The sequence below is a fragment of the Vibrio sp. 1CM7H genome, from assembly GCF_023161645.1.
Classification (GTDB): Bacteria; Pseudomonadota; Gammaproteobacteria; order Enterobacterales; family Vibrionaceae; genus Vibrio; species Vibrio diabolicus.
Window position 1 is genome coordinate 1 of the sequence record NZ_JALNTV010000004.1, and the last position, 23,916, is coordinate 23,916.

At 47.1% G+C, this 23,916-nt stretch carries 19 protein-coding genes and 1 tRNA gene; 11 read left to right on the forward strand and 9 right to left on the reverse strand.

Features of this window, described 5'->3' with window-relative positions; all coding sequences use genetic code 11:
• Positions 1 to 77: transfer RNA gene (locus tag MSG33_RS15690), tRNA-Pro, on the forward strand.
• 456 nt (positions 78 to 533) lie between these two features.
• On the opposite strand, the gene MSG33_RS15695 is transcribed toward MSG33_RS15690, so the two are convergent.
• Positions 534 to 1,259, reverse strand: coding sequence for an HAD family hydrolase (locus MSG33_RS15695; protein ID WP_005394354.1), 726 nt, complete (start codon positions 1,257 to 1,259; stop codon positions 534 to 536).
• Positions 1,260 to 1,921: 662 nt separating this feature from the next.
• Here MSG33_RS15695 and MSG33_RS15700 point away from each other — a divergent pair.
• From MSG33_RS15700 to MSG33_RS15720, 5 genes are all read left to right on the forward strand, one after another.
• Entirely contained in the window at positions 1,922 to 3,637 is a 1,716-nt protein-coding gene (locus MSG33_RS15700; protein WP_248381424.1) for an ABC transporter ATP-binding protein, read from the forward strand.
• A gap of 92 nt (positions 3,638 to 3,729) precedes the next feature.
• Positions 3,730 to 5,283: an ABC transporter substrate-binding protein gene (locus MSG33_RS15705; protein WP_005394355.1), complete on the forward strand. Its 1,554-nt coding sequence runs from the start codon at positions 3,730 to 3,732 to the stop codon at positions 5,281 to 5,283.
• Between the two features lie 146 nt (positions 5,284 to 5,429).
• Positions 5,430 to 6,407: an ABC transporter permease gene (locus MSG33_RS15710; RefSeq protein WP_031780394.1), complete on the forward strand. Its 978-nt coding sequence runs from the start codon at positions 5,430 to 5,432 to the stop codon at positions 6,405 to 6,407.
• Between the two features lie 2 nt (positions 6,408 to 6,409).
• Positions 6,410 to 7,366: an ABC transporter permease gene (locus MSG33_RS15715; RefSeq protein WP_005394358.1), complete on the forward strand. Its 957-nt coding sequence runs from the start codon at positions 6,410 to 6,412 to the stop codon at positions 7,364 to 7,366.
• A gap of 157 nt (positions 7,367 to 7,523) precedes the next feature.
• A complete protein-coding gene (locus MSG33_RS15720) occupies positions 7,524 to 8,537 on the forward strand; it encodes an SPOR domain-containing protein (protein ID WP_248381425.1) in 1,014 nt (337 codons plus the stop codon).
• Positions 8,538 to 8,612: 75 nt separating this feature from the next.
• Here MSG33_RS15720 and MSG33_RS15725 read toward each other — a convergent pair whose 3' ends face one another.
• The 6 genes from MSG33_RS15725 to MSG33_RS15750 form a co-directional block, all read right to left on the reverse strand.
• Entirely contained in the window at positions 8,613 to 8,756 is a 144-nt protein-coding gene (locus MSG33_RS15725; protein WP_012841245.1) for a hypothetical protein, read from the reverse strand.
• A complete protein-coding gene (locus MSG33_RS15730) occupies positions 8,746 to 11,067 on the reverse strand; it encodes an acid phosphatase (RefSeq protein ID WP_248381426.1) in 2,322 nt (773 codons plus the stop codon). Before MSG33_RS15730 ends, MSG33_RS15725 begins: the two co-directional genes overlap by 11 nt.
• Positions 11,068 to 11,329: 262 nt before the next feature.
• A complete protein-coding gene (locus MSG33_RS15735; protein ID WP_248381427.1) occupies positions 11,330 to 12,892 on the reverse strand; it encodes a hypothetical protein in 1,563 nt (520 codons plus the stop codon).
• A complete protein-coding gene (locus tag MSG33_RS15740) occupies positions 12,892 to 13,464 on the reverse strand; it encodes a sigma-70 family RNA polymerase sigma factor (RefSeq protein WP_005394366.1) in 573 nt (190 codons plus the stop codon). The genes MSG33_RS15735 and MSG33_RS15740 overlap by 1 nt, the downstream gene beginning before the upstream one ends.
• A gap of 2 nt (positions 13,465 to 13,466) precedes the next feature.
• On the reverse strand, positions 13,467 to 14,939 hold the full coding sequence (locus tag MSG33_RS15745; RefSeq protein ID WP_109168654.1) for a chromosome partitioning protein ParA: 1,473 nt from the start codon (positions 14,937 to 14,939) through the stop codon (positions 13,467 to 13,469).
• A gap of 13 nt (positions 14,940 to 14,952) precedes the next feature.
• Positions 14,953 to 16,305, reverse strand: coding sequence for a serine/threonine-protein kinase (locus tag MSG33_RS15750; RefSeq protein WP_047009360.1), 1,353 nt, complete (start codon positions 16,303 to 16,305; stop codon positions 14,953 to 14,955).
• 219 nt (positions 16,306 to 16,524) lie between these two features.
• Between MSG33_RS15750 and MSG33_RS15755 the strand changes: the two genes are divergently transcribed.
• From MSG33_RS15755 to MSG33_RS15770, 4 genes are all read left to right on the forward strand, one after another.
• On the forward strand, positions 16,525 to 17,532 hold the full coding sequence (locus MSG33_RS15755) for a LacI family DNA-binding transcriptional regulator (RefSeq protein ID WP_085343412.1): 1,008 nt from the start codon (positions 16,525 to 16,527) through the stop codon (positions 17,530 to 17,532).
• 55 nt (positions 17,533 to 17,587) lie between these two features.
• Positions 17,588 to 18,523 (forward strand): LysR family transcriptional regulator, encoded by a 936-nt coding sequence (locus MSG33_RS15760; RefSeq protein WP_104971115.1) that lies wholly within the window; start codon positions 17,588 to 17,590, stop codon positions 18,521 to 18,523.
• Positions 18,524 to 18,792: 269 nt separating this feature from the next.
• Positions 18,793 to 19,197, forward strand: coding sequence for an SMR family transporter (locus tag MSG33_RS15765; protein WP_012841241.1), 405 nt, complete (start codon positions 18,793 to 18,795; stop codon positions 19,195 to 19,197).
• A complete protein-coding gene (locus tag MSG33_RS15770) occupies positions 19,194 to 19,523 on the forward strand; it encodes an SMR family transporter (protein ID WP_053807555.1) in 330 nt (109 codons plus the stop codon). The genes MSG33_RS15765 and MSG33_RS15770 overlap by 4 nt, the downstream gene beginning before the upstream one ends.
• A 537-nt stretch (positions 19,524 to 20,060) precedes the next feature.
• On the opposite strand, the gene edd is transcribed toward MSG33_RS15770, so the two are convergent.
• Complete coding sequence (gene edd / locus MSG33_RS15775; protein WP_248381428.1) at positions 20,061 to 21,857, reverse strand: phosphogluconate dehydratase; 1,797 nt, start codon at positions 21,855 to 21,857, stop codon at positions 20,061 to 20,063.
• Complete coding sequence (locus tag MSG33_RS15780; protein ID WP_005478642.1) at positions 21,857 to 22,381, reverse strand: gluconokinase; 525 nt, start codon at positions 22,379 to 22,381, stop codon at positions 21,857 to 21,859. Before MSG33_RS15780 ends, edd begins: the two co-directional genes overlap by 1 nt.
• A 153-nt stretch (positions 22,382 to 22,534) precedes the next feature.
• On the opposite strand from MSG33_RS15780, the gene MSG33_RS15785 reads away from it, so the two are divergent.
• Complete coding sequence (locus MSG33_RS15785; RefSeq protein ID WP_005478622.1) at positions 22,535 to 23,911, forward strand: GntP family permease; 1,377 nt, start codon at positions 22,535 to 22,537, stop codon at positions 23,909 to 23,911.
• Positions 23,912 to 23,916: the final 5 nt, after the last annotated feature.

Here is a 23,916-nt window from a genome sequence, read left to right on the forward strand (position 1 = left end):
CGGTGAATAGCGCAGTTTGGTAGCGCATCTGGTTTGGGACCAGAGGGTCGGGGGTTCGAATCCCTCTTCACCGACCACTATTAGAAAGCCTGCTTTTTAGCAGGCTTTCGTCGTTTTAGAGTTTATGATCTCGCTTGGACGACTATTAGTCGACAGTATTTCAAAGGATTTGAACCCAGATGGGGTTCGCCTGAAGTTAGAATACGGCTCTTCACCGACCGCTATTTAGAGCCTCAGTCGAAAGACTGGGGCTTTTTTACATTTGAAATTTAGAATGTATGGAACTGAGGGGCGTGGGCTTGAACGCCAGTCCGCAGGGAGCTCTGCCGCGTCGAATCCTCTTTACCGACCACTATTAGAAAGCCTGCTTTTTTGCATCTATCCTCTTAAAAGCATCTGCATGCGATTTCAATTTCACCAAAAGTGTACAGCTCTAGGGGCTTTTGACCACCTATGATCCAAATGCTTTTCGAGCTGACAAAATAAACCCCAGAACGACGTCTGGGGTTTTGTGTTTTTCTAATCCGCTACTTTTATTGGGCGAGTGTTTTAAGGATTTCTCTCAGTTCTACCGTTTCTTGGATTTCAAAATTGGGCGTTATATCTGTTGAGTTACTCGCACCTGTCGCATTCACCCACACACTCAAAATACCCATATTGTTAGCGCCTGCTATATCTGCTGGTAAAGAGTCGCCAATGTGTAGGGCTTCTTCTGGTTTTACTTCGACCAAGTCGAGCGCTTTTTGGAAAATGCTCGCAGCGGGCTTCTCTTCAGGCTCTTCCCCCCCCACAATAATATGGTCCACCCAGTCGCTCATCTGTGTCGCGCTGAGTTTAGGGTGTTGAGAAAAAATCGGGCCGTTAGTGATCACGACGAGTTTATAATGCTGACGAAGGTCGCTGAGCATTTCTTTTACACCAGGGAAGAAAGTGAACGCGCCCATACGTGCAGAGTCAAAGTAGTCTTGAGCTTGTTGAGCCTCTTCGGCATTAATGCTGACTCCGTGCTCCGCCAATATGTTTTGGATCAGGCCACAACGGAACGCGTTTTCATCAGGTAGCAAAGCCACAAGGTGAGGGAATTCCGCATTCAGCTTCTTGTACACACCCTGTAAGTAGCGCTGTAAAAAAGCTTGTGGTTCGGTAACTTGCGGGTAGGTCTTATGAATCCAAGTCGTAAACTTTTGTCCTGCAACTTTATCGGCTTGTGACGTCGCACATAAAGTCTCGTCCATATCAAAAAAAATCGCTTTAAGCACAGGGGCTCCTTTCATTTACAGCTTGGCTCTAACATTGATTATCTATTATCCCACTCTCAATTGTGTCGTAAAGGGTTAAAATCGACGTGCTTCACCTACACTGGGAGAGTGATGGTAACCGCATTTTCTTTTGTTTAGTCAACAAACCGCTTAAGCGGCGCATAATCGTCGTCGACAAAGGATTTGTGTGGTTTTGCTGTTGTGTTCACGTTTTAGCCTATCCTTTCTCTTTCTAAGTTTGGCTTTTTATATTTGCCGACTATTTTATTAATAGTTTTTTATGTTGAAAAATTGCTTTTTGCATACGATATTGTTTGTTAAATGTTAATAATCACATATGAATAATGTGGGTAATGGTTCTGGTTGGCCCATGCTTATTTTTAGAGCATTTGTCTAGTTTTATTGGTGCATGGCGCACAAAAATAGTGTTATATGAAAATGGTTAAATACTTGTTAATGCATTTTTATTCGCTCATTGTGCGTTTATTTAATGTTTTCTCGGCGGAATATACTTTAATTGTTGCTTTTTTGTGTGATTTTTGCCAAATTGTTTCCGCATTAAGATTTCAGAGTATTATTCTGAATTTGAACGGATTCATTCAGGTGATGAATGGTGCCTTTGGCGCGATTCGATACCACAGACAAGGCAGTAGAGGTCTGAAATGTCACTATTAGAAGTGAAAAACCTTCGTATTGAATACCCATCCCGACACGGCGTTCACGCTGCCGTGAGGTCACTTTCTTTTCATATTGAACGTGGTGAAATCGTGGGTGTTGTTGGCGAATCAGGTGCGGGTAAATCCACCGTTGGTAACGCCGTTATTGATTTGCTTAGCCCTCCAGGTCGCGTTGCTAGCGGCGATGTTTTCCTGGATGGAGAAAAAATTTCTGGTTTATCACCAGAAGCGATGCGTAAGGTTCGCGGATCGAAGATTGGTTTTATTTTCCAAGATCCAATGACCTCACTTAACCCACTTTTTACGGTTGAGCAGCAGCTGAAAGAGACGATCCACGCCAACATGAAAGTCTCTGATGAAGAGGCGTATCAGCGTGCGCTTTCTCTGATGCAGCAAGTTGGCATCCCGCAGCCAGAAAACCGCTTAAAACAATACCCACACCAATTCTCTGGTGGCATGCGTCAGCGTGTCGTCATTGCGATTGCTTTGGCTGGTGAGCCAGATCTGATCATCGCCGATGAGCCAACTACGGCACTGGACGTATCAATCCAAGACCAAATCCTCAACTTGATCCGAGAATTGTGTATCAAGAATAATGTCGGCTGTATGCTGGTTACTCACGATATGGGTGTGGTCTCCAACGTCACTGACCGCGTCGCGGTAATGTATCGTGGTGACTTGGTGGAGTTTGGACCAACAGCCAAAGTGTTGGGCGATCCTGATCACTCCTATACTCGCAGCCTAATTTCAGCCGTTCCACGTTCAGACAGAAAGCTCGATCGCTTCCCTTTGGTCAGCTACATCGAAGAAGCGGCAGAAATGGAGCCTCTCGACATTAAGAATCACTGGCTAGGACAAAGCCAGGATGAGCGCGAGTACACAGGCCCGCTTTTAGACGTGAAGAACGTTAATCTACGTTTTGTCACCAAAGACTCTTTATTTGAAAGCCGTCGCGAATACGTGCAGGCATCCAATAATGTGAGCTTTGAAGTGCATGAAGGCGAAACCTTTGGTTTGGTGGGTGAGTCTGGCTCTGGAAAATCAACCATTGCGCGAGTCATTGCTGGTTTATACCAACCTAACTCTGGTCAGGTGAAGTTTGAGGGTATTGACCTGACAGCTTTAACCTCTGAGAAAGAACGCCGCCCAATGCGTCGTCAAATGCAGATGGTGTTCCAAAACCCGTATACCTCAATGAACCCTCGTATGAAGGTATTCGATATTATTGCTGAGCCAATCCGTTTTCATAAACTGACGAAAAACGAGTCGGAAACTCGCCAAATCGTGAATGACCTATTGGATCATGTTGGTTTGGGTCGTATGGCTGGGCTTAAGTACCCTCATGAATTCTCCGGTGGTCAGCGTCAGCGTATTTCTATTGCGCGTGCGTTGGCGACTCGTCCTCGACTTTTGATTTGTGATGAACCGACATCGGCACTGGACGTATCGGTACAGGCACAAATTCTAAACTTGCTGAAAGATCTGCAAAGTGAGCTGAACTTGACTATGTTGTTTATCAGCCACGATTTACCTGTTATTCGCCAGATGTGTGACCGAGTAGGTGTGATGCAAATGGGTACACTGTTAGAAGTGGCACCAACAGAACAGTTATTCACGGCACCTCAACACGAATACAGCAAAAAATTGATTTCTCTGATGCCTGAATTTACAGGCTTGCGAGAAGAGATCGAGACGGCATAAACCAAGCACCTCGCTTGGCTAACCTTTAGTCATAACAAAGACGCAAACACAACAACAAGGGATCCGTATCCCCGCATGAAGGAGTTATGCAAATGAAAACCATGAAAAGCAAATTAGCAGTGGCGCTAATGGCGGCGGGCCTAAGCTTTAATGCACTGGCAGCAGATATCAAAGTTGGCTACGCAGCTGACCCAGTATCGCTTGACCCACATGAGCAGCTATCAGGTGGCACACTGCAAATGTCACACATGGTATTTGATCCGTTGGTTCGCTTTACTCAAAAAATGGATTTCGAACCTCGTCTAGCAGAGAGCTGGGAGCGCATTAACGACACTACCGTTCGTTTTAAATTGCGTGAAGGTGTGAAATTCCACTCTGGTAATACCCTAACGGCTGACGACGTTGTATGGACGTTTGAGCGTCTACAAAGTTCTCCTGATTTTAAAAACATTTTCGACCCGTACGAGAAAATCGTCAAAGTGGACGACAATACGTTCGATCTTGTAACCAAAGGTCCTTACCCACTAGTGCTGCAAACTGCAACGTACATTTTCCCTATGGACAGCAAGTTCTACACGGGTAAAACCGCAGACGGCAAAGACAAGTCTGAACTAGTGAAGCACGGTAACTCATTCGCATCGACTAACGTTTCTGGCACGGGTCCGTTCATCGTGACATCACGTGAGCAGGGCGTAAAAGTGGAATTTGAACGCTTTAAAGATTACTGGGACAAAGAGTCGAAAGGTAACGTTGATAAACTAACGCTTGTTCCAATCAAAGAAGATGCGACTCGTGTAGCTGCGCTACTTTCTGGCGGCGTTGACATGATTCACCCGGTAGCACCAAACGATCACAAACGTGTGAAAGACGCAGACGGCATCGATCTAGTAACGCTACCAGGTACTCGTATCATCACGTTCCAACTAAACCAAAACAGCAACGAAGCACTGAAAGACGTTCGCGTTCGCCAAGCGATTGTTCACGCAATCAACAACGAAGGCATCGTGAAGAAAATCATGAAAGGCTTCGCGACAGCTGCTGGTCAGCAGAGTCCAACTGGCTACGTTGGTCACGATGACAAGCTAGTACCTCGCTACGATCTGAAGAAAGCAAAACAACTGATGAAAGAAGCGGGTTACGAGAACGGCCTGACGCTAACTATGATTGCGCCAAACAACCGCTACGTAAACGATGCGAAAGTAGCGCAAGCGGCGGCGGCAATGTTGTCTAAGATTGGCATCAAGGTTGATCTGAAAACTATGCCAAAAGCGCAATACTGGCCTGAGTTTGATAAGTGTGCGGCAGACATGCTGATGATTGGTTGGCACTCGGATACAGAGGACTCGGCAAACTTCAACGAGTTCCTAACCATGACTCGTAACGAAGAAACCGGTCGTGGTCAGTACAACTGTGGTCACTACTCAAACCCAGAAATGGACAAAGTGGTTGAAGCTGCAAACGTAGAGACGGACCCTGCGAAACGTGCAGCAATGCTGAAAGGTGTCGAAGCGACGCTATACAACGATGCTGCATTCGTACCGCTACACTGGCAAAGTGAAGCGTGGGGCGCGAAGTCTAACGTGAAAGCCGCAGACATCGTGAACCCAATGGTAATGCCTTACTTTGGCGACCTAGTTGTCGAGTAATCATACTTTGTCATGACAGAGAGGGGCGCCAGTCCTTCTCTGTTTTCGACACTTGGCTCGGTTTTATTTCAGTCGGATTGAGCCAGTTTTACAGACTGAATTTTCTCTCTAAGTTTAGAGATCTATGGATAGTTAAGGGGCAAGGAATGTTTTCGTTTCTGGTCAAGCGCCTGTTTCAGGCACTGATAGTGATGTTTGTGATCAGTTTGGTGGCGTTTGCCATTCAGGACAACCTGGGTGATCCGCTGCGTGAGCTTGTAGGTCAGTCGGTTTCGGAATCGGAGCGCCAAGCGCTACGCGACGAATTGGGCCTGAACGATCCCTTTATCACAAAGTACACGCGCTTTGTGGGTAATGCACTGCAAGGTGATTTGGGTACATCATACTTTTTCAAGCGACCTGCGGTTGAGGTGATCCTCGATAAGCTGGTGGCAACATTAGAGCTCGTGTTTGGCGCGACGCTCATTATTATCGTTTTCTCTATACCACTCGGGGTGTATTCCGCGATTCACCCGAAGAGTGTCTTTACCAAATTTGTTATGGCGATGAGTAGTGTCGGCATCTCGATTCCGGTGTTCCTAACCGCAATCATGCTGATGTACGTCTTCTCCATCGAACTCGGCTGGCTGCCTTCCTACGGGCGAGGTGAAACCGCTAACGTGCTCGGTTGGGAATCTGGCTTCTTTACCATCGATGGTATTAAGCACCTTATCCTGCCGTGTATTGCGCTAGCGTCTATCATGCTGCCGTTGTTCATCCGTCTGGTACGTTCAGAAATGCTGGAAGTACTGAGCTCGGAATACATTAAGTTCGCCAAAGCAAAAGGTTTGAACTTACAAAAGATTTACTACCAACATGCACTTAAGAACACCATGCTGCCAGTACTGACGGTAGGTGGCGTGCAGATTGGTACCATGGTGGCTTACACCATCCTAACCGAAACCGTATTCCAGTGGCCGGGTACAGGCTTTCTTTTCCTAGAGGCAATCAACCGTGTAGATACACCGTTGATCACAGCTTACGTTATCTTTGTTGGTCTGATTTTCGTGGTAACCAATACCATCGTTGATTTGCTGTACGGAATTATCAACCCAACTGTGAACTTAACTGGAAAAGGAGCTTAATCATGAGCCAATCAAATGTAACACCAGCTCCTGAAGCCGCTCCATCTGCATGGCAGCGTTTTAAAGAGTCGGACTTTTTGTATTACTTCAAGCGCGACAAAGTGGCGATGGCAAGTTTTACGGTCTTTATGATGTTCTTAGTGTTGGCATTAGCTGCGCCAATTCTAGCTCCGACTGACCCGTATGATCTGACGTCTATCGACATCATGGATTCAGAGCTACCACCGTCTTGGATGGAAGAGGGCGATGAGCGTTTTGTTCTTGGTACGGATGAGCAAGGCCGTGATATTTTATCGACCATTCTTTACGGTTCTCGTTTGTCTTTGACGATCGGCTTTTTAGCCGTCGGTCTTCAGTTGATTCTGGGTATCATCATTGGTTTGTCGGCGGGTTACTTCGGTGGTCGTATCGATAGCTTCTTGATGCGCTTTGCGGATGTTCAACTATCGTTCTCAACCATGATGGTGGCGATCATCGTATCGGCCATTTTCAAAGCCAGCTTTGGCAGCGATTTTTACAGCCAATACGCGGTGGTGATGCTGGTGGTGATCATCGGTGTGGCTGAATGGCCGCAATACGCACGTACCATTCGTGCTTCAGTACTGGCTGAGAAGAAGAAAGAATACGTAGAAGCGGCACGCGTGATGGGCTTTAAAGCGCCACGCATCATGTTCCGTCACATCCTGCCAAACTGTCTATCACCAATCTTGGTTATCTCGACGGTACAGGTAGCGAATGCGATCATGTCGGAAGCGGCACTGTCATTCCTAGGTTTGGGTCTTCCTGTTGATCAACCGTCACTAGGTGCGCTGATCAGCATCGGCTTTAACTACATCTTCTCAGGTGCGTGGTGGATTACTGCCTTCCCAGGCATCGTGTTGGTTACACTGGTTTTGGTTATCAACTTATTGGGTGACTGGTTACGAGATGTATTCAACCCGAAACTGTACAAAGGTTAAGAATTTTCCCGCCAAGCGTTGTAAATTCGCTTAATTCCTTCCTAAACTGAGAGCCGGATGCAAATTCCGGCTCTTTTTTTGCTAGTTATTCTTTGTTCACATTTTTTTGGCGCTTTGCCGCCATAATGACCTTACCCACTAATTTAGAGTGAAGTGTATGGAAATGAAGAAGGCACAACACCCATCTCGTATCTTCCAAGCAAGCCTAGCTTTCGGCTTGTTGCTGGTATGCGCCCAGTTTTCTAGCCCAGTATCGGCGGAGGAGTTCCTTTGTCAAGCTACTCAAGCGAGCGAGAAAGAACTGCCGATGCTTGAGAAAACGTGCCCAATTGGTAACGGAGTATGGGGAAAGAAAGTGCCGCAAGGAGGCAACTACCTCTACTGGATTCAATGCGGATTACTACCAAAGCCAATGTCACTCGCGAAAGCAAAGCCGCTTTACAGCAAGATTACGACTGACGTGTGGATGAAGCCGGAGTCCAAAGGTTATCGCTGTTTGATTGGGCCTTACAAAGATCTGTCTGATGCGAGGGGGGATTTGCGAGGAGTCAAAACCTTGTCGAATTACAAAGAGGCTTTCATCCGCGTGGTTGGAAAAGAGAATAAACAGTCTACGACACCATCTAAACCCGCTGTGCCGTCGAAATCAGCCGCATCTTCGGTTAAGCCAACACCGACGGTGACCCCGAAAGCCGCGCCAGTTCCTGCCGTGCGAGCTGATACCGACGCCTTTACAGCGCCGGCAGAGAAGTCAAAGACCAAGGCAAAAAATACACGTGATAATTCTTCTTCCAAGCCTGTTGCTAAGACCAAAGCGAAGCCAGTTGTGACCGGGAATGATGACATTGAAGTTCGGTTGAGAACCTCCTTACAAGGCAAAACGTACGTGGTGCCATATTTACTCGATCACCACAATCAGTTTTACATGGAATACGGCAAGCCGTGGAATCGTCTCAACTACGAAAACTCGCAAAAAGTATGTCAGCAACTGGGTATGAGCTTAGCCAGCCCTGCAGAATTCAAAGTGTTGAGGGCGTCTGGGGTGATGGAAAAAAATCAATGGCCACTGCAACTGCCGTATTGGGGCAAAGGTAAGAAAGGTTTGTTCGCAGATCGTGAGCCAAACCAGCTCACCGGAACCTCATTATTGAACGTGGTGTGCGTGAAATAACGACTCAAATATTGCGGTCAAAAGATAGAAGAAAGCCCCGAGTTCGGGGCTTTTTTGCGGTCTCAAATATTATCGCTATTTGAGTGGCGTTTCTTTGTGACAGTTAGAGCAGATATACACTTCTTTGATGCCGACCAAGCGTTCCCAAAGCGTTCTGCGTCTTCTACGCAAATGCACGCTATCACAGCAAGGGTTAACGATGGTTGCTTTAGTCATCATCGCCAGGCTCCAAAATCGGGAGTGAACTCGCGATGCTTGTCATGGCTTCTTTGTTGTGAGAGTACAGACCATATTCCGGCGCGGATTCATGACCGTTTTGCTCTTTACTCCAACGAATACCGATGTAGAAGTCACCAAAATCACGGTTGATGTAACGATGACGAGTTTTGTAATCTGACTCTGAGCCTGTTTCTTTTAGAATCAGCAGCTCACGGCCTTCATCATCCTGGATTTCCCAATTACCTGGAGTTTGGAATCCTGTTGGCATGAACGACGTGTAGTTGTAAGTATCAGCGTCGTACTCGTACGTACCTGACGAGTATTTCAGGACTTTGTCGTCGCCCGAGCCTTTACTTTCTACCATCAAGTCATGCTCTACCGTGCCGTGTTTGATGTGTTCTGCAACCGAAAGTGATTCTGCGAATGGTGTATTGCTTGAATCCATCCAGAACAGCTCATCATCTGAGATTTTAACGATCATCTGAGTGCCGTTATGCTCGGTTGTGTGCTGGTACAGCATTTCATACTCTTCGCCATAGCTGTTGTATAGCTTGCCGTCTTTCAGCTCGACGTCTTCACAGTCTTTATTGTGGTATTCCGCGTAACCAGTTTGTTGGTCCAGATCGGCAAGAATAGCGTAGGCATCGTGTTCCCATGTGTTTTCTAGGAAGTCGCTGATGCTCGCTTTGTACTCTTGATTCATCTCATCATGGTTTGAGCCCCAGCAGAATAGTAGGCCTTCAGAGTCTTGCATCAACATGGCATAGCCAATTTCACCGTCTTTTTGTGCAAAGCTACCCATTTTCCACTCTTGACCGTTGAAGTGCTCGTGAGTGAAGCCCAAAGTCGGTACTACTGGTGGTGGCGTGACGCCTTCGATAACCGTTGGCATGCTAAGCGCAATCTGTACCGCGGTATGGCCATCTGTTGCGCTAATCGCAAGTGCTGCACCAGCTTTGCTCGCTTTTGTCGGTGTGCCTTTAATGGTGACAATCGCATTACCATCCTCAGATACTGTTAGACCTTCAATGTCCACATAGTCCGCTGAGTAGTCGGTGATATGACCGTCTTTATCTTGGAACAAGCTAGAAATATTGAGCGTTTGTTCAAACACTTCACCTTGTTGTAGGTACCAACCATCAACGATGGACTGTAGACGCGCTTGTTCTGTTTCCACAACCGTTGGTGGTAAGTTTGCCGATTCGATTTCGAACTTAAATACGGTGCTTACCGTACCCAAAACCTTACCTGAAGAATCAATGTCTTGCGCCGTTAGGACGATCTCAAAATCACCAGCTTTTTCTACGATAGCAGTCGGATATAGAACAATCAGGTTGCCAGTTTGCGCAACTTCAATGCCTGTGCCTGCTAAGTTGTGCGTCAGTTTGGTTGTCACAAGGTTTTGGTCTTTGTCTGTGAAAAGACCTTCGATGTTTAATTCAACGCCATCAAAGCCTGCGCCTTGTACGATTTTTGGTAACTGACCAAGCTTATCTTCAGCCGCCTCTTCGACGGTTTCGTTTACGGTCAGCTTGTTATTGATTGCCGTTTCAGGTGCTAAGCTGTCGCTATTTGGGGTCGCGTCAGTGATGATTGGGCGTAGGCTTGCATCATTGATGTTTTCGCCGGATGCGATAAGACGATCGACTTCTTGGTTTGCCGCTTGAGCAAATTCAGTGGCCTTTTTCTCGTAGTTAGCTGGGTTTTGCGCTTTTGAGTCGGTCAGAATCTGAGCGGTTTTATGTAGTTCGGCGTTTTTTGTCGCACCTTCAACAAAATCACTGTACAGATCAATTGGTGCTTCTTCTGAGCCTCCTAGCGCTTGGTTTACCTTGGCTTTTGCGTCTTCTTCACTAATGGATGGATCTTTTGCCATTTCAATCGCAACAAGGTCTGTGATAGGTGAAATCACGTTTGACGATGTTGGTGCACGGAACACGATTTCGTGGGCCATGGCTTGGCCTGGATGATCCATATCAACCGTGTATTTGCCAGCGTACTCTTTAGAATCCAAAGCGATAAGCTGTTTCTGCTTTGCACCGTTTGGTGTAATGGTCTGCAGTGCTAGAGTTTTTTCTGGTTTTGCATCCAATTTAAGCTGACCTTTCTCATCGGTCAGACCAAGGAATGTTTCTTGAGTGTCCCATTGGCCGTTGTTGTTCGTATCTTCAAAAACAACTGCATGTTTGAAGTAGCCGTCAAAGCCTGTGATCACAACACCGTTGCTAGCACTGCTTGAACCACCATCTGAACCGCCACAGCCAGTAAGAGCGATAGCCACTGACGCTGCTAATAAACTCACCTTATTCATTATTCATTTGTCCTTGTTTCGTTTCCGAATGAGAAAGTCGCTTTTTTATTGTTTTTATCTTTCAATCTCACTAGTGAGATTGAAGAGAGTGGTGTCTTTTTAATGACTATTGAGCCTAGGTTCAAGACACGAAAAACCGCACAAAACCCGTAAAATTTATTTCTATTTTTTGTCTATGATGGAAAATTGATAATTTGATCACGGTTCCAGTTTTATTTTGGGGATGATTGTTTTGTCAAAATAACCACCTGTAAAGAAAGGTTTATTGGGTCTCGCTAAGGACAGGGGCGTGATAAATCATGTTGATCTTAAATTCCTCAACGCGATCAGCAAATTGAGGATGAGGTTTAAGCACATAACTGTAGACTTCGCCTGGAATGAATATGTCGTAATCTGTGTATTCAAGGTTGTAAAACATAAATGTTCGTTGCCAGTAATCATCTGGCCATTCAGCACAATGTATTGGAGTTATGCCGTCAAAATCCATTGAGCTAGAGATAATATCGGCAAACTCTCCTCGCCCCGCTACGATAGAGCTGTACCAGTAAAATAAATAATCATGACAAAATAGGTCATGTTGGTTTGATTTCATATTGAGATCAGAGTCCAGTTTGTGCACAGGTTCGTTACCCTGAACACTTCTATCAAATATGTAGTTGCTAGCAGTCCCGTTTATATAACCTCCTCCTGAAATGGGAAAGAGGTAGTCAAACAACGTTCCTTGATATTCGTACTCACCAGTGTGGACATTGATGCGTTTTTCCATCGATTGCTTGTTTTTTTGCATGGTGTAGCTTTCGAATTGTTTGCCATCAAATACGGTGGTGAAATAGTTCTGAGTCTCTTTATGAACCTGAGATGCGTATACTTTTTTGGTGGTCCAAATTTGGCGTACGCCATGGACATAAACAATCAACGAGTCATCACTGATTTTGTACTCACCCACCTTTTTTAAGTCTCCCTTTTCAGGACACTGGTGTTTGTTGTTTGAGGCGGCATAACGTACCTCGTCATCCTCAAACTGAAACGCTTCGCAATAAACCACTTCATACGCGTACGCGGTACCGCCAAGGTTTTGCGTCGTCTCCAAGCGATAGACAATGCCGCCAATTAACGGGTGTTCCGTGTCATTGTGACCTGGAGTGACAACAGGCAACTCAAAACGTGTTGTGACCCACGCATGGTCGCTGTCGCCGTGGTAATCATCACGCGCCGCTACCGCCAGGTATGTGGTGGTTTTAATGTTCTCTGGTGCACCTAGCACCATCATTTGTCCTTGGTTTAGCACCCTTAATCCATTGGCGTTTTCGAGCCAAATCCGAGTGGTGAGGAGATCACCATCCGGGTCTTCAAACAGTTGGTTAAGATTGAGCGAATAGCTAATCGGAGAGTTTTGGTTGAGCTCCCAAGCATAAATAATGGTTTGTAGCTGTTGTTCCACCGTGAGGTTGATGATGGGTTTATTGTTCTCTGATGGGGCCTCTTTTGAGCGGCTGTCTTCATAACCCACAGACGAGTCGTAAAAAGAGCCGTCTTCTGTAGTATGAAATGGGTTCGTAACTGGCCCTGGTTGTCCTAAAATGGCAGAATTGAAGGCGTCATCACCGTCTTTTTTGTGGGCGTTATCCAACGCAGAACCTGTCAACGCTTGCTTTACTTCAACTAAAGATGTGCGCTCATATTGACGATGTGTTCGCGTGGTTGATTGGCTCGTGCTGTCTGATGAGTCCGCCGCTGATGCCAAGCTGGATTCGTCTGACATGCAGTATACGCCGAGCAAACCAACGCAGATTGCGCCGATTATCCAAAACTTTTTGCTTCTCATTACGCGTGCGCCATTCGTGATTGCAACCAGCTGCGAGAGAATTTTAGGTCTTTCTCTATTAAGCTTGCGCTGCACTCGAGCAGTTCACTGATTTCTTGGTTTTTCATTCCCATTAAATACTTGAGTTTGAGTGCACTTGATTGGCGTGGGTAACGGCTACTGAAGTTATCCAGCGCTTTATCCATGATGATCAATTGTTCGAAGCGATCTTCTTCATCTCTCATCAATGTGATGTGTTGACGCTTTTGTGCTTGGTGCGAGCGTGCGTTATCGATCAAGATTTGACGCATCACTTTGGCGGCCATCAAAAAGAAATCACGTTTTGTTTCAATTTCACTCATGTCGCAGTTGGACATCTTCAGGTAAGCATCATGAATTAATGCCGTGGTGCTGTTGACGCTATCGGCCAATACTTTGTTGTCGGTGCCGTACTTTTCCGCGTTTCGTTCACGCTCGTGTTGGGCGATCTTACGTAACTGCAAATACGCAAATTGGTAAAGCTCACTCTCAGCTTGTTTATCACCAGATTGCCATTGTTGAATGATTTGTGTCAGTGCTACTGCTGTTGCCATGGTTATACATCCTCGCTCACTTTGACAAATTCAGAAATGGTATGGGTTTCAATGCGATCAGAGCCGTCTCGGTTGCGGAGAACATCTTGTTGATAGCGATATAAAATGCCTTGTTCCCAAGTTGCGCCAGCGGGCAGATATTCCCAAGTGGTGTAATTGATTTCGGCAGGGGTCGTTGACCAACGTACCATGACATTCATTTGCGCAAGCTCGGCTTTGGGTTCGTCATTGTTGACCCACCACATGTCCGCATACTCTTGGGTGACATCTTGGGTGTATAGGCTTGCGTCGGTTGGACAGGTGTCTGCATTGTGCGGCAGTCGCATGACTTGTTGGTGGCGCATCAATAGGCACGATTGTGTCATGGACTGCTGGTGGTATTGGGTCTGCTGCCATACCCCGAGGTAGTCGATGTCGTGTTCGTTCGTGTTGGGGTAGGTAAACCACAGCATTTCTGTACGATTGTGGTGGTGGATGTTTTTTTTACGCCCAAGGCCTTGTACTTTTTCCATCAGTAGCTCAGTACTGGGATCAAAGTTGAGTGCAACGGAGCGGTATTTCCAGTCGCCTTCATCATCAAAGTCTTCAAGAGAGAAGCCATTCAAATCGTTGCGGGTGCATCCAGTGATTGAGCAACCGACGATATTAAACCAATCCGCAAATTTGCTTATCGGCTCGACAATGTCTTCCGTGATAGGGCGCTTCATCGAGAGGAAGCAACCTTGAAAATGATCGCCAATGCTTGGATGCTCAATCAATGAATCTTTGGTGATGGTGAATCGAGTTTCACCAAACGGAGGGCGATATTTAGGATGATGTTGATAACGTAAGTCGTAAGCACAAGCTCGGCCTTGCCAATCTTTCTTTTTGATCACGATGTTTTTGAACGTCATGCCGCGAGGTTCAAAGATGATCTCATCTGAGGCAAAGTTTTTTTCAATGTACTGCTGGCTTTCGTTTAGGTGCTCGATTGCCTCATCGACAGATACCCAGTCGAGATTGAGGTGACGTTTGGCGTCATCCAGATAATTGAGGTCAAGGCCCTTGAGCTGGTTTTGAAAGCGAGCATCAGACAACACGCGGTTGGCTAAGACAATTTCCTTACGATTCTCAGGCGTGCTGTCGAGAGAGAGCAGCAGGCGCGTCATATTGATGCTACGACTGGGTTTGGTTGTTGCCATCGTCGGTGTAAGCACTTCTTGGCTCGATAAGGTTGTCAGCAGATAACCTTTATCATCGTTGCCAAGGAAGAAGCTAATCACATCACCAGGTTGGTAGTGAAATGCCCCTTGTTGGGTAACGCCAGTGATATTGGAACTGGTTTTGTAATACAAGCCAGTCACTGGCGCATCGATAAAGTAGCCTTGCCTCAAGGTTGAAGTGGGCGGGTGTGAAGTAGCAGCAGAAGTGTCTGCTGCTAACGTGGAGGTAGCCGTCAGTGCAGACAGCCAAAATACCACTGAACGTGTATACATCTTGTTTTAAGCCTCATTGGTTGGTGCTGTCCTCAGACGCACAATTTGGCTGACAACTCATTGGAGTAGTTAGGTGCTTCTTTGGCACCGGTGTCATCATCGCCAACAACATTTTTTGTTTTATGTGTTTGGGGATATCTGGATTAGAGAGTATCCGCCTTCGTGTTAACTCCATCATGGAGCTCACTGAGAGGTGTTCGACATTCTGCCCCTTCGCGTGGAAGATAAGGCGAGTCATTTCGTACATCATATCTTCTGCAATCTTCTTCTCTTGTTGCAGTTGGATATTCTTTTGCATCATGGCGCTGCCAAATAGCACACCTGATAGCACGATGATGCCTGACAATGCAGAAGCAAGAGGGCGCCGTTGCACCAAGCGAAAGGCGCTATACAAAGGCCAGTGTTTTTTCTGCTCGATAGGGCGACATTCGATAATTCGCTCGATATCAATGCGTAGCGCTCGCACATCTGGGTATCGCACTTGGGTGGCTGGACGCGTCGCCCGTCTTATCACCCAATACACATCAGACCAAACCGCTGGTGACGGAAACATCAACGCGAGGATTTTGCCCAATGAATAAACATCGCTTTGCTCTGTCAGTACTTGTCCTGCCTGCTGCTCAGGGCTGGCAAAATTTTGGCTAAACGCAATCAGTGCCGAGGGTGCTCCCTCTCGGGTGGAGTGCGCTTTTTGAGTCAAGTTGAAGTCGAGCAGTTTGGGTCGTTTGCTACGATCAATCAGTATATTTTCTGGTTTTAGATCGGCATGCAAAACATGATGCTGGTGGGCGTGCTCCATCGCCTGACAAATCTGCTTAAACAGCAGCAGTTTTTCTGTCTTTTCCAGCTTATTTTCTGACAGGTATTCATCTAAGGTTTGACCAAATACCCGCTCCATCACGATGTAAACTGAATCTTGATGAAGGCCGCCATCAAACACTTTCGCTATGTATGGATGGTTTAGGCGCGCGAGCAGTTGTGCCTCATCGAAGAGTGCACGTTGTCCCAGCACATTACTCAAATTGCTTTGAATAAACTTGATGGCCAGATCTTGTTCGAACGTTTCATCTGCACGTAGGGCGGCGTAAACGACACCCATGCCACCGCGACCCAACTCATGAGTTAGGCGATACTTACTGATGACTTCTCCGCTTAGATCGACGTCTCGGTTCGTAGCCTGGTGAGCACCAAAGTAAAGTAACTGCGTTAGTTGTTCTTCTGGTGTCTCGTGGGCTAAAAGAGGAACGAGTTGTTGATACAGCTCAGGTTGACTTTGTTGCAATGCTTGGAGGTATTGCTGCTTTTGGGAGTCGTCCAGATCAAGCAAGTGATAGTAAATCTGGGTTTCGCTAGAGCCTAACTGCACTGTGCCTAATGTCTTATTCTTTTAGGTACGGCATTTTATAAGAACTTTGATATAAATGTCATTTATTTATTCGGCTTTGACTCACAATGTATGAAACGCAATTTGGTGGCTAATAGAATAATAACGTCATGATTTTGCGAATTATTTTCACTGAGCTTGTCGACAGAGAGTCTATTCGTCATAATGTTACTTGTAACATTACTGATAAATCACATATTTATGGCTCAACAGAATAAGAAAACTCGCACGACATTGCAGGATGTCGCAGACCAAGTTGGCGTCACGAAGATGACGGTTTCACGTTATATGCGTAACCCTGAATCGGTGGCAGAAAAGACTCGGGCCAAGATTGCGACTGCGATTGAAGAGATGGGATACATCGAAAACCGCGCCCCCGCTATGTTGTCAAAGTCGTCCAGTAAAGCCATTGGTATTTTACTGCCCTCATTGTCCAACCAAATTTTTGCTTCCTTTGTTCAGGGCATCGAGATGGTGACCAAAGCCAATGGCTATGAGACGCTTTTAGCGCATTTTAGCTACGATGAGCTTGAAGAAGAACGCAAGATCGCGTCATTACTCTCTTATCAGGTCGATGGACTTATTCTAACTGAAAGCCATCACACGCCGCGTACATTGCAAATGATAAAAAATGCAGGGATCCCTGTAGTGGAAACCATGGAACTACCACCAAAGCCGATTGATATGGCGGTTGGGCTAGATCATGAAGATGCCTCGTACACGGCGGTTAAGCAGATGCTAGATTCAGGTAAGCGTACAATCGTTTATTTTGGGGCGCGTTTGGATACGCGAACCAAGCTGCGTATGCAAGGTTATGATCGCGCGATGACGGAAGCAGGGCTAGAGCCTAAGCACGTATTAACGGGTGATCACTCTAGCTTCTCTTTAGCGCATGATTTGCTTGAACGCGCGCTAGAAACTCACCCAACGCTTGATGGCGTATTCTGTACCAACGATGACATCGCGATAGGGACCATGCTGAGCGCGCAACAACGTGGCATTCAAGTTCCGCAGCAGTTGGCGGTTGTGGGCTATAACGCGCTGGATATCGGTCAAACCATCAGCCCGAAACTGACTAGTGTCGATACGCCGCGTTTCAAAATCGGTGAAAAGAGCGCAGAGCTTTTGATCGGGCGTCTGAAAGGTGAAGCGCAAGAAGAAAAAGTGGTTGATATGGGGTATCAAATTACCTCAGGAGAGAGTGTTTAACTCGCAGTTAACCGCTCTCTGTATTCGCTCATCAATGGTATTGGCAGGTTAGGGTATGGCACATCAGCTGGATGCATTGGATCTCAACTTAATGCGTTTATTAAAGGCAGTGGTGGAAAACCGCAGCATCAAGCTGGCCGCGATGCAGCTGGGCATTTCTCAACCGAGCGCCAGTCGCGGCGTGATGAAGCTCAAACAAGTGTTTGATGACCCGCTGTTTGTGCGTAAAGCGCATGGGGTTGAGCCGTCACCGATGGCGATACGCCTCGCCGCCGAGTTCGACAACATGATTGCACCACTGGAAAAAGTGGTGCAAGAGTTTGAAGTGTTCGACCCACTGCAATACCAAGGGCAGATCGCGATTGTGACTGACCCTTATTTGATGGATGAGCAAGGGCAGCGATTGCTAACTGGCTGCCATCGAGCCTTTCCCAAAGCGCACTTTGCCTTTTCCAGTTGGAACAGTTACTCGCACGATGAAATGTTAGAGGGCGAGCACGATTACTGCATTCTCGACCAAGAGACCGAGCTGTCGAAAGACATTTATATGCGTCCGTTGTTTGTTGAAAAACGGGTGATTTTGGCACGTAAAAACCACCCGACTTTGTCGAAAGTCAGCAATGATTGGGACACGGTCTCCAAACTGCCTCTGGTGTCTCTGCCTGCGCCCGCCTCGTATAAACCACTTTGTACCGTGGAGTCCGAATATCGTCGTATGGGCTATGAGCCTGTGGTGTTACTTAAATCCTATAATTTGCGTGTGGCGTGCCAAATGTTGCAAGAAACCGACGCGATTATGTATGCCAGCCAAAGCTCAGCAGTATTGATGCCGGAGCTGGACTCTTACGCGATGCCTTTGGTCAACCGTGAGTTTAGCCAGTTTGTCGTCTCTGGTGGTTTCTTACAAACCAATCGCAACCATCCTTTGCACCGACACTTACATAAAGTGGTTCGCCAAACCCTGAAGACGCCGCTGATTTTTACGCAATGACGTGACCTTATGGCATCGGCTGAATGAGAGAGTAGATGCTTTAACCTTGCCAATATTGTGTGATTACATCGACAACTTACTTCTTAAGATATTCAAAAATGAATATCTCAATTACCTGTCCCTTTTTCCTACCCAGCGCTAACCTTATCTCAAATAGTCAGGAGAAGTGGCTCATTTTTATCTTTTTAACTTTTTGAATGTCGATACAGATGCGTGACATTCACCATTCTCCGTTATGCAGTTTTTTAATTTCTGATGGAGGATTCATCATGCTAGTTGCACGTCTATTTTTATTGCTCGCCATCGTTGCCGAAGTAGCAGGCACCAGCACCATGTCTTTTATCGGACAAGGTCATGGATGGTTGGGCTACATCGTGATGTACGTATTGATTGCGGTGTCGTACTACTTCCTCTCGATTGCAGCGAAAAAGATTTCTATCGGCGTGGCATACGCTGTTTGGGAAGGGTTGGGTATCTCATTGATCACGGTCGTTTCAATCGTGTTGTTTGATTCTGACTTAAATACCCAAGAGCTGCTTGGTTTGATGTTAGCTGTCATCGGCATCGTTTGTGTGACTTTAGGGGAGTCACACGGTCAATCTAACACCAAGAAAAACGCCGATAAACTGGCAAAAGAACGTTCATTTTCTACAAGTGTAAGGTGTGAATCATGAGTCAATTTTTTACGATGTCATTTGGATTTGTCGTGATGGCTGCCTTGGTCGACATCGTGGCGAACATGGCGCTCACACGTTCTCACGGCTTTAAATACAAAGGCTGGGGCATTACCGCGATTGTGTTGGTACTGGCTGCGTTCACGCTGTTGGCGCAAGCGGTGAAAGAGATCGACTTAGCCATTGCTTATGCCTCTTGGGGCGCGATTGGTATCTTGGGTACCGCAGTGGGTGGTGCCTTGCTGTTTAAGCAGAAACTCAAGCCAATCGGCTGGTTTGGTATCTTTGTGGTGATTGCTGCGGTCGTGGTGATGAAAACCGCTTAATGCAATCCTCTGAACCCCAGATATCTTCATTCTGAACAGCGAGGGACGCGCGTGATTCAGAATCTACCGACAACAAAGTGCAGTGGCAGAGGGGGTTTCTCTGGCTTCACAACACGTTGATAGTAGATCCCTGATCTCGCCTAGGCTCGTCGGAATGATGGACTAATTCGTTTATTTAAAAAGAGAAATGACCAATCCCAAAGCTCGTCATTCTGAACAGCGAGGGACGAGCGTGATTCAGAATCTACCAACAAAAAGTGCTGTGGCAGAGGTGTTTTCTCTGGCTTCACAGCACGTTGATAGTAGATTCCTGATCTCGCCTAGGCTCGTCGGAATGACGGACTAATTCGTTTATTAAAAAAGAAAAATGACCAATCCCACATCTCGTCATTCTGAACAGCGAGGGACGAGCGTGATTCAGAATCTACCAACAAAAAAGTGCTGTGGCAGAGGTGTTTTCTCTGGCTTCACAGCACGTTGATATTAAATTCCTGATCTTGCTTAGGCTTGTCGAAATGACGAGTCTTTCTTCTCGCCTTAAACAATGAAGCTTGCGCCTTCTTCTGCGCTAGAGACGTTTTGGCGGATCACGCTAAACAAGCCTCGTCCCCATGTTTGTTGGGTAGATTCGGTGTCGAAATGAATCAACTCGCGACCAGTGGTATCGCTTAAGTTGTTCAGTTCGCCCGTTTGGCAATCCAGGCGAATCAAATCACCGTTGCGCACCAAACCAATCGCGCCACCACGAATGGCTTCTGGAGAAACATGAATCGCAGACGGAATTTTACCTGACGCGCCAGATAAACGACCGTCAGTAACCAGCGCCACTTTAAAGCCCGCTTTTTGCACGTTACCTAAAATGGGCATCAGCTTGTGCAGTTCAGGCATGCCGTTTGCCGCTGGGCCGTTGTGTGTGACCACAACGATGCAATCTTGGTTTAGCTCACCGCGTTTGTACGCCGCTTCCACTTCGTGTTGGCATTGGAATACGCTCGCAGGCGCTTCGATGATGCGCTGATCTTCTTTCACCGCAGAGACTTTCACCACTGCTTTACCCAAGTTGCCAGTCAGTACGCGAGTGCCGCCAGTGTCTTGGAAAGTGGCCTCCGGTTTGGCGATCACGTCACCGTCTTGGCTGCCTTGGCACGGTGTCCAAGTCAGTTGTCCATCGACAAGACTCGGTAGCGTCATTTGGTCTTCAAATTCACCAAATACGGGTTTCACATCGCGATGCAAAAGCTCGGATTCGTTCAAGCGGTACAATAACGCTGGCACGCCACCCGCATCTTGGAACGCGTTCATATCGGCTGGGCCGTTCGGGTAAACGCGAGCTAACAAAGGAACCACATCCGACAGATCGCTGATGTCTTGCCACGTGAGCAAGATGCCAGCAGCACGCGCCACGGCGATCATATGAATGGTGTGATTGGTACTGCCGCCAGATGCGAGTAGAGCGATGATGCCGTTGACCAAGCTCTTTTCTGTGACCACTTCTGCCAACGGACGGAAGTGTGCAGAACCCGCCGTCATTGAGGCGATTTTCAGAGCCGCGTGATCGGTTAACGCTTTACGCAGTTGGGTATGGGGATGGATGAATGCCGAACCTGGCAGCATCAAGCCCATGGCTTCGAACACCAACTGGTTGGTGTTGGCGGTGCCGTAAAACGTACACGTACCCGCAGAGTGGTAAGCGCGACACTCCATATCCAGCAGAGCGTCTTTGCCGACTTCACCCGCTGCGTATTTTTGGCGCACGTCGACTTTCTCTTCGTTGCTGATGCCTGTTGCCATCAGACCCGCTGGTACAAACGCAGTCGGCAGGTGCGCGTAAGACAGCGCGCCCATCAGTTGCCCCGGGGCGATTTTGTCACAGATGCCAAGCAGCAATGTGGCATCAAAGACATTGTGGCTCAAAGACAACGCCGTTGATTGCGCAATTAAGTCTCGCGAAAACAGCGACATATCCATGCCTGCTTGACCTTGAGTCACCCCATCGCACATCGCTGGCACACAACCTGCGACTTGCGCCGTATGGCCGTAGTCCGCCAGCACTTGTTTGATTTGCGCTGGGTAGTCTTGGTACGGCTGGTGGGCGCTCAACATGTCGTTGTAGGCGCTGATCAGCGCGACATTGGCATGAGTAAAATCGAGAATATTTTTCTTTTCAGAAGAGCAAGAAGCGGCGACTGCATGGGCTAAGTTACCACAAGATAAACCAACACGGCCTTTGCCAGCTTCGGCTTGCACTTCGGTGCGAGCAAGAAACGCAGCGCGCGCTTCACGGCTGCGCTCGGTCAAACGTTGTGTGACCTCAAGAACAACAGAGTGAGTCATTACGCCACCTCGATCGCTTGCATTTTGATTAGCTCAGCGGCAGAGCGTTCCACCACGTCGCTGATGTCTCCGTCGATACTGATGATCAGAGTTTGAGGCTCGTTGTCTGGGCGCTCTAGCGTCTCGAATTGGCTCTTCACCATGTTTTCTTTCATGAAGTGGCCTTTGCGCATACGCATGCGATTAAGGATCAACTCCATATCGCCATCAAGGAACAGGAAGGTCACGTTGTCGTTGCCTTCGCGGATCTGATCGCGGTAAATCTTTTTCAGTGCTGAACAGACAATAATGCCGTGTTCGTTTTTGCTTTCTAGGCTGTACGCCGCATCACGAATGCGTTCTAGCCATGGCTTGCGATCATCATCGTTCAGAGGCTGGCCCGATGCCATTTTCTGAATGTTCGCTCGTGGATGAAGATCATCACCATCAATGAATTTACGCCCTAGCTTTTTCGCTAGATGCTCACCAATTGTGCTTTTACCACTAGCACAAACGCCCATAACGATGACACTACTACCAGCCATAACTTATCCTCATAACCAAATTTGCGCGTGATCTCAATTTTTGAATTCACTTTAAAATATGGGTTTATCTTATTCATGTTATCGGTAACATGTTACCGGTAACTGAAATAAATGTGAACCATAACACAAACAATAATTCTTAAAGGTGAACCTATGGAGCAATTAACCCAAGCCCCAGATCCTACGTTCCTACTGACGATTGCAGGCCTTGCCATTGCAGCGTTACTCGTTCTGATCATTAAACTGAAAGTCCATGCTTTTGCTTCCCTTACTATGGTGAGTTTAGGCACAGCAATCGCCACTGGCGTTCCTTCTGAGAAAGTCGTATCGACCATGATGGGCGGCTTCGGTGGCACACTGGCTTCCGTGGCATTGCTGGTTGGTCTTGGTGCGATGATCGGTAAAATTCTTGAAGTGACTGGCGGTGCGAAAGTGCTGGCAGACACTTTGATTGGTCGCTTTGGTAAAGAGCGCGCACCATTTGCTTTGGGCGTCGCTTCATTACTGTTTGGCTTCCCAATCTTCTTCGATGCTGGCCTTGTAGTGATGATGCCAATCATCCTAAGTGTGGCGGCTCGTTTTGGTGGCTCACCAATTAAATACGCGTTGCCTGCTGCCGGTGCTTTTGCGGTTATGCACGCGTTTGTTCCACCACACCCAGGTCCGGTTGCAGCGGCAGAATTCCTTGGCGCAAACATCGGTCTGCTATTGGTGGTGGGTATTTTGGTTGCTATTCCAACTTGGTACCTTGGCGCTTACCTATTTGGTTTGTACGCGGGCAAAAAATTCGATATCCCACTATCTAAAGCCTTCTTTAATGGCGAAGCAATGGTGGATGAGCGCAACGCACCAAAATTTGGCACGGTTATGACCATCCTTGTGCTGCCAGTCCTGCTAATCTGTTTGGATACGGTATTGAACACACTGGCGGTTGCAGGTTTGATTGATGGCAAAACGGCACTGGTTGAGTTCCTACGTATGCTAGGTAAAACCCCAGTCGCGTTGCTGATTACTTTGATTGTCTGTCTGGCTGTGTTTGCCAAAGACTACGGCATGGCAAAACTAGAAAAATTGTGTGGTGAGTCATTGGCTCCAATCTGTGGCGTTATCCTAGTAACGGGTGCTGGTGGCATGTTTGGCGGCGTACTGCGCTCAAGCGGCATCGGTGATGCACTGGCTGACGTTCTTACAGATACAGGTATGCCTGTGATTGTGGCGGCGTTTGTGATTTCAACCTGTCTACGTGTTGCTCAAGGCTCGGCAACTGTAGCGCTAACCACTACGGCGGCTCTTATCGCGCCAGTTGTGGCTGCATCAACAGGTTTGAGTGAACTAGACCTTTGCTTTATCGTAATCGCGATTGCGGGTGGTGCAACGGTACTGTCTCACTTCAATGACTCTGGTTTCTGGTTGGTATCTCGTCTGCTTGAGATGGATGAGAAAACCACATTAAAAACTTGGACGGTAATGGAAACGTTACTTGGCGGTATCGCGTTTATTATCGTCGCAACATTAAGCTTTATTCTTTAGAGGTT

Bases quoted from the DNA above. Each gene is read 5' to 3' on its own strand.
- MSG33_RS15700 (WP_248381424.1), top strand. From the start codon at position 1,922: ATGTCACTATTAGAAGTGAAAAACCTTCGTATTGAATACCCATCCCGA.
- MSG33_RS15705 (WP_005394355.1), top strand. From the start codon at position 3,730: ATGAAAACCATGAAAAGCAAATTAGCAGTGGCGCTAATGGCGGCGGGC.
- MSG33_RS15710 (WP_031780394.1), top strand. From the start codon at position 5,430: ATGTTTTCGTTTCTGGTCAAGCGCCTGTTTCAGGCACTGATAGTGATG.
- MSG33_RS15715 (WP_005394358.1), top strand. From the start codon at position 6,410: ATGAGCCAATCAAATGTAACACCAGCTCCTGAAGCCGCTCCATCTGCA.
- MSG33_RS15720 (WP_248381425.1), top strand. From the start codon at position 7,524: ATGGAAATGAAGAAGGCACAACACCCATCTCGTATCTTCCAAGCAAGC.
- MSG33_RS15725 (WP_012841245.1), bottom strand. From the start codon at position 8,756: ATGATGACTAAAGCAACCATCGTTAACCCTTGCTGTGATAGCGTGCAT.
- MSG33_RS15730 (WP_248381426.1), bottom strand. From the start codon at position 11,067: ATGAATAAGGTGAGTTTATTAGCAGCGTCAGTGGCTATCGCTCTTACT.
- MSG33_RS15735 (WP_248381427.1), bottom strand. From the start codon at position 12,892: ATGAGAAGCAAAAAGTTTTGGATAATCGGCGCAATCTGCGTTGGTTTG.
- MSG33_RS15740 (WP_005394366.1), bottom strand. From the start codon at position 13,464: ATGGCAACAGCAGTAGCACTGACACAAATCATTCAACAATGGCAATCT.
- MSG33_RS15745 (WP_109168654.1), bottom strand. From the start codon at position 14,939: ATGTATACACGTTCAGTGGTATTTTGGCTGTCTGCACTGACGGCTACC.
- MSG33_RS15755 (WP_085343412.1), top strand. From the start codon at position 16,525: ATGGCTCAACAGAATAAGAAAACTCGCACGACATTGCAGGATGTCGCA.
- MSG33_RS15760 (WP_104971115.1), top strand. From the start codon at position 17,588: ATGGCACATCAGCTGGATGCATTGGATCTCAACTTAATGCGTTTATTA.
- MSG33_RS15765 (WP_012841241.1), top strand. From the start codon at position 18,793: ATGCTAGTTGCACGTCTATTTTTATTGCTCGCCATCGTTGCCGAAGTA.
- MSG33_RS15770 (WP_053807555.1), top strand. From the start codon at position 19,194: ATGAGTCAATTTTTTACGATGTCATTTGGATTTGTCGTGATGGCTGCC.
- edd (WP_248381428.1), bottom strand. From the start codon at position 21,857: ATGACTCACTCTGTTGTTCTTGAGGTCACACAACGTTTGACCGAGCGC.
- MSG33_RS15780 (WP_005478642.1), bottom strand. From the start codon at position 22,381: ATGGCTGGTAGTAGTGTCATCGTTATGGGCGTTTGTGCTAGTGGTAAA.
- MSG33_RS15785 (WP_005478622.1), top strand. From the start codon at position 22,535: ATGGAGCAATTAACCCAAGCCCCAGATCCTACGTTCCTACTGACGATT.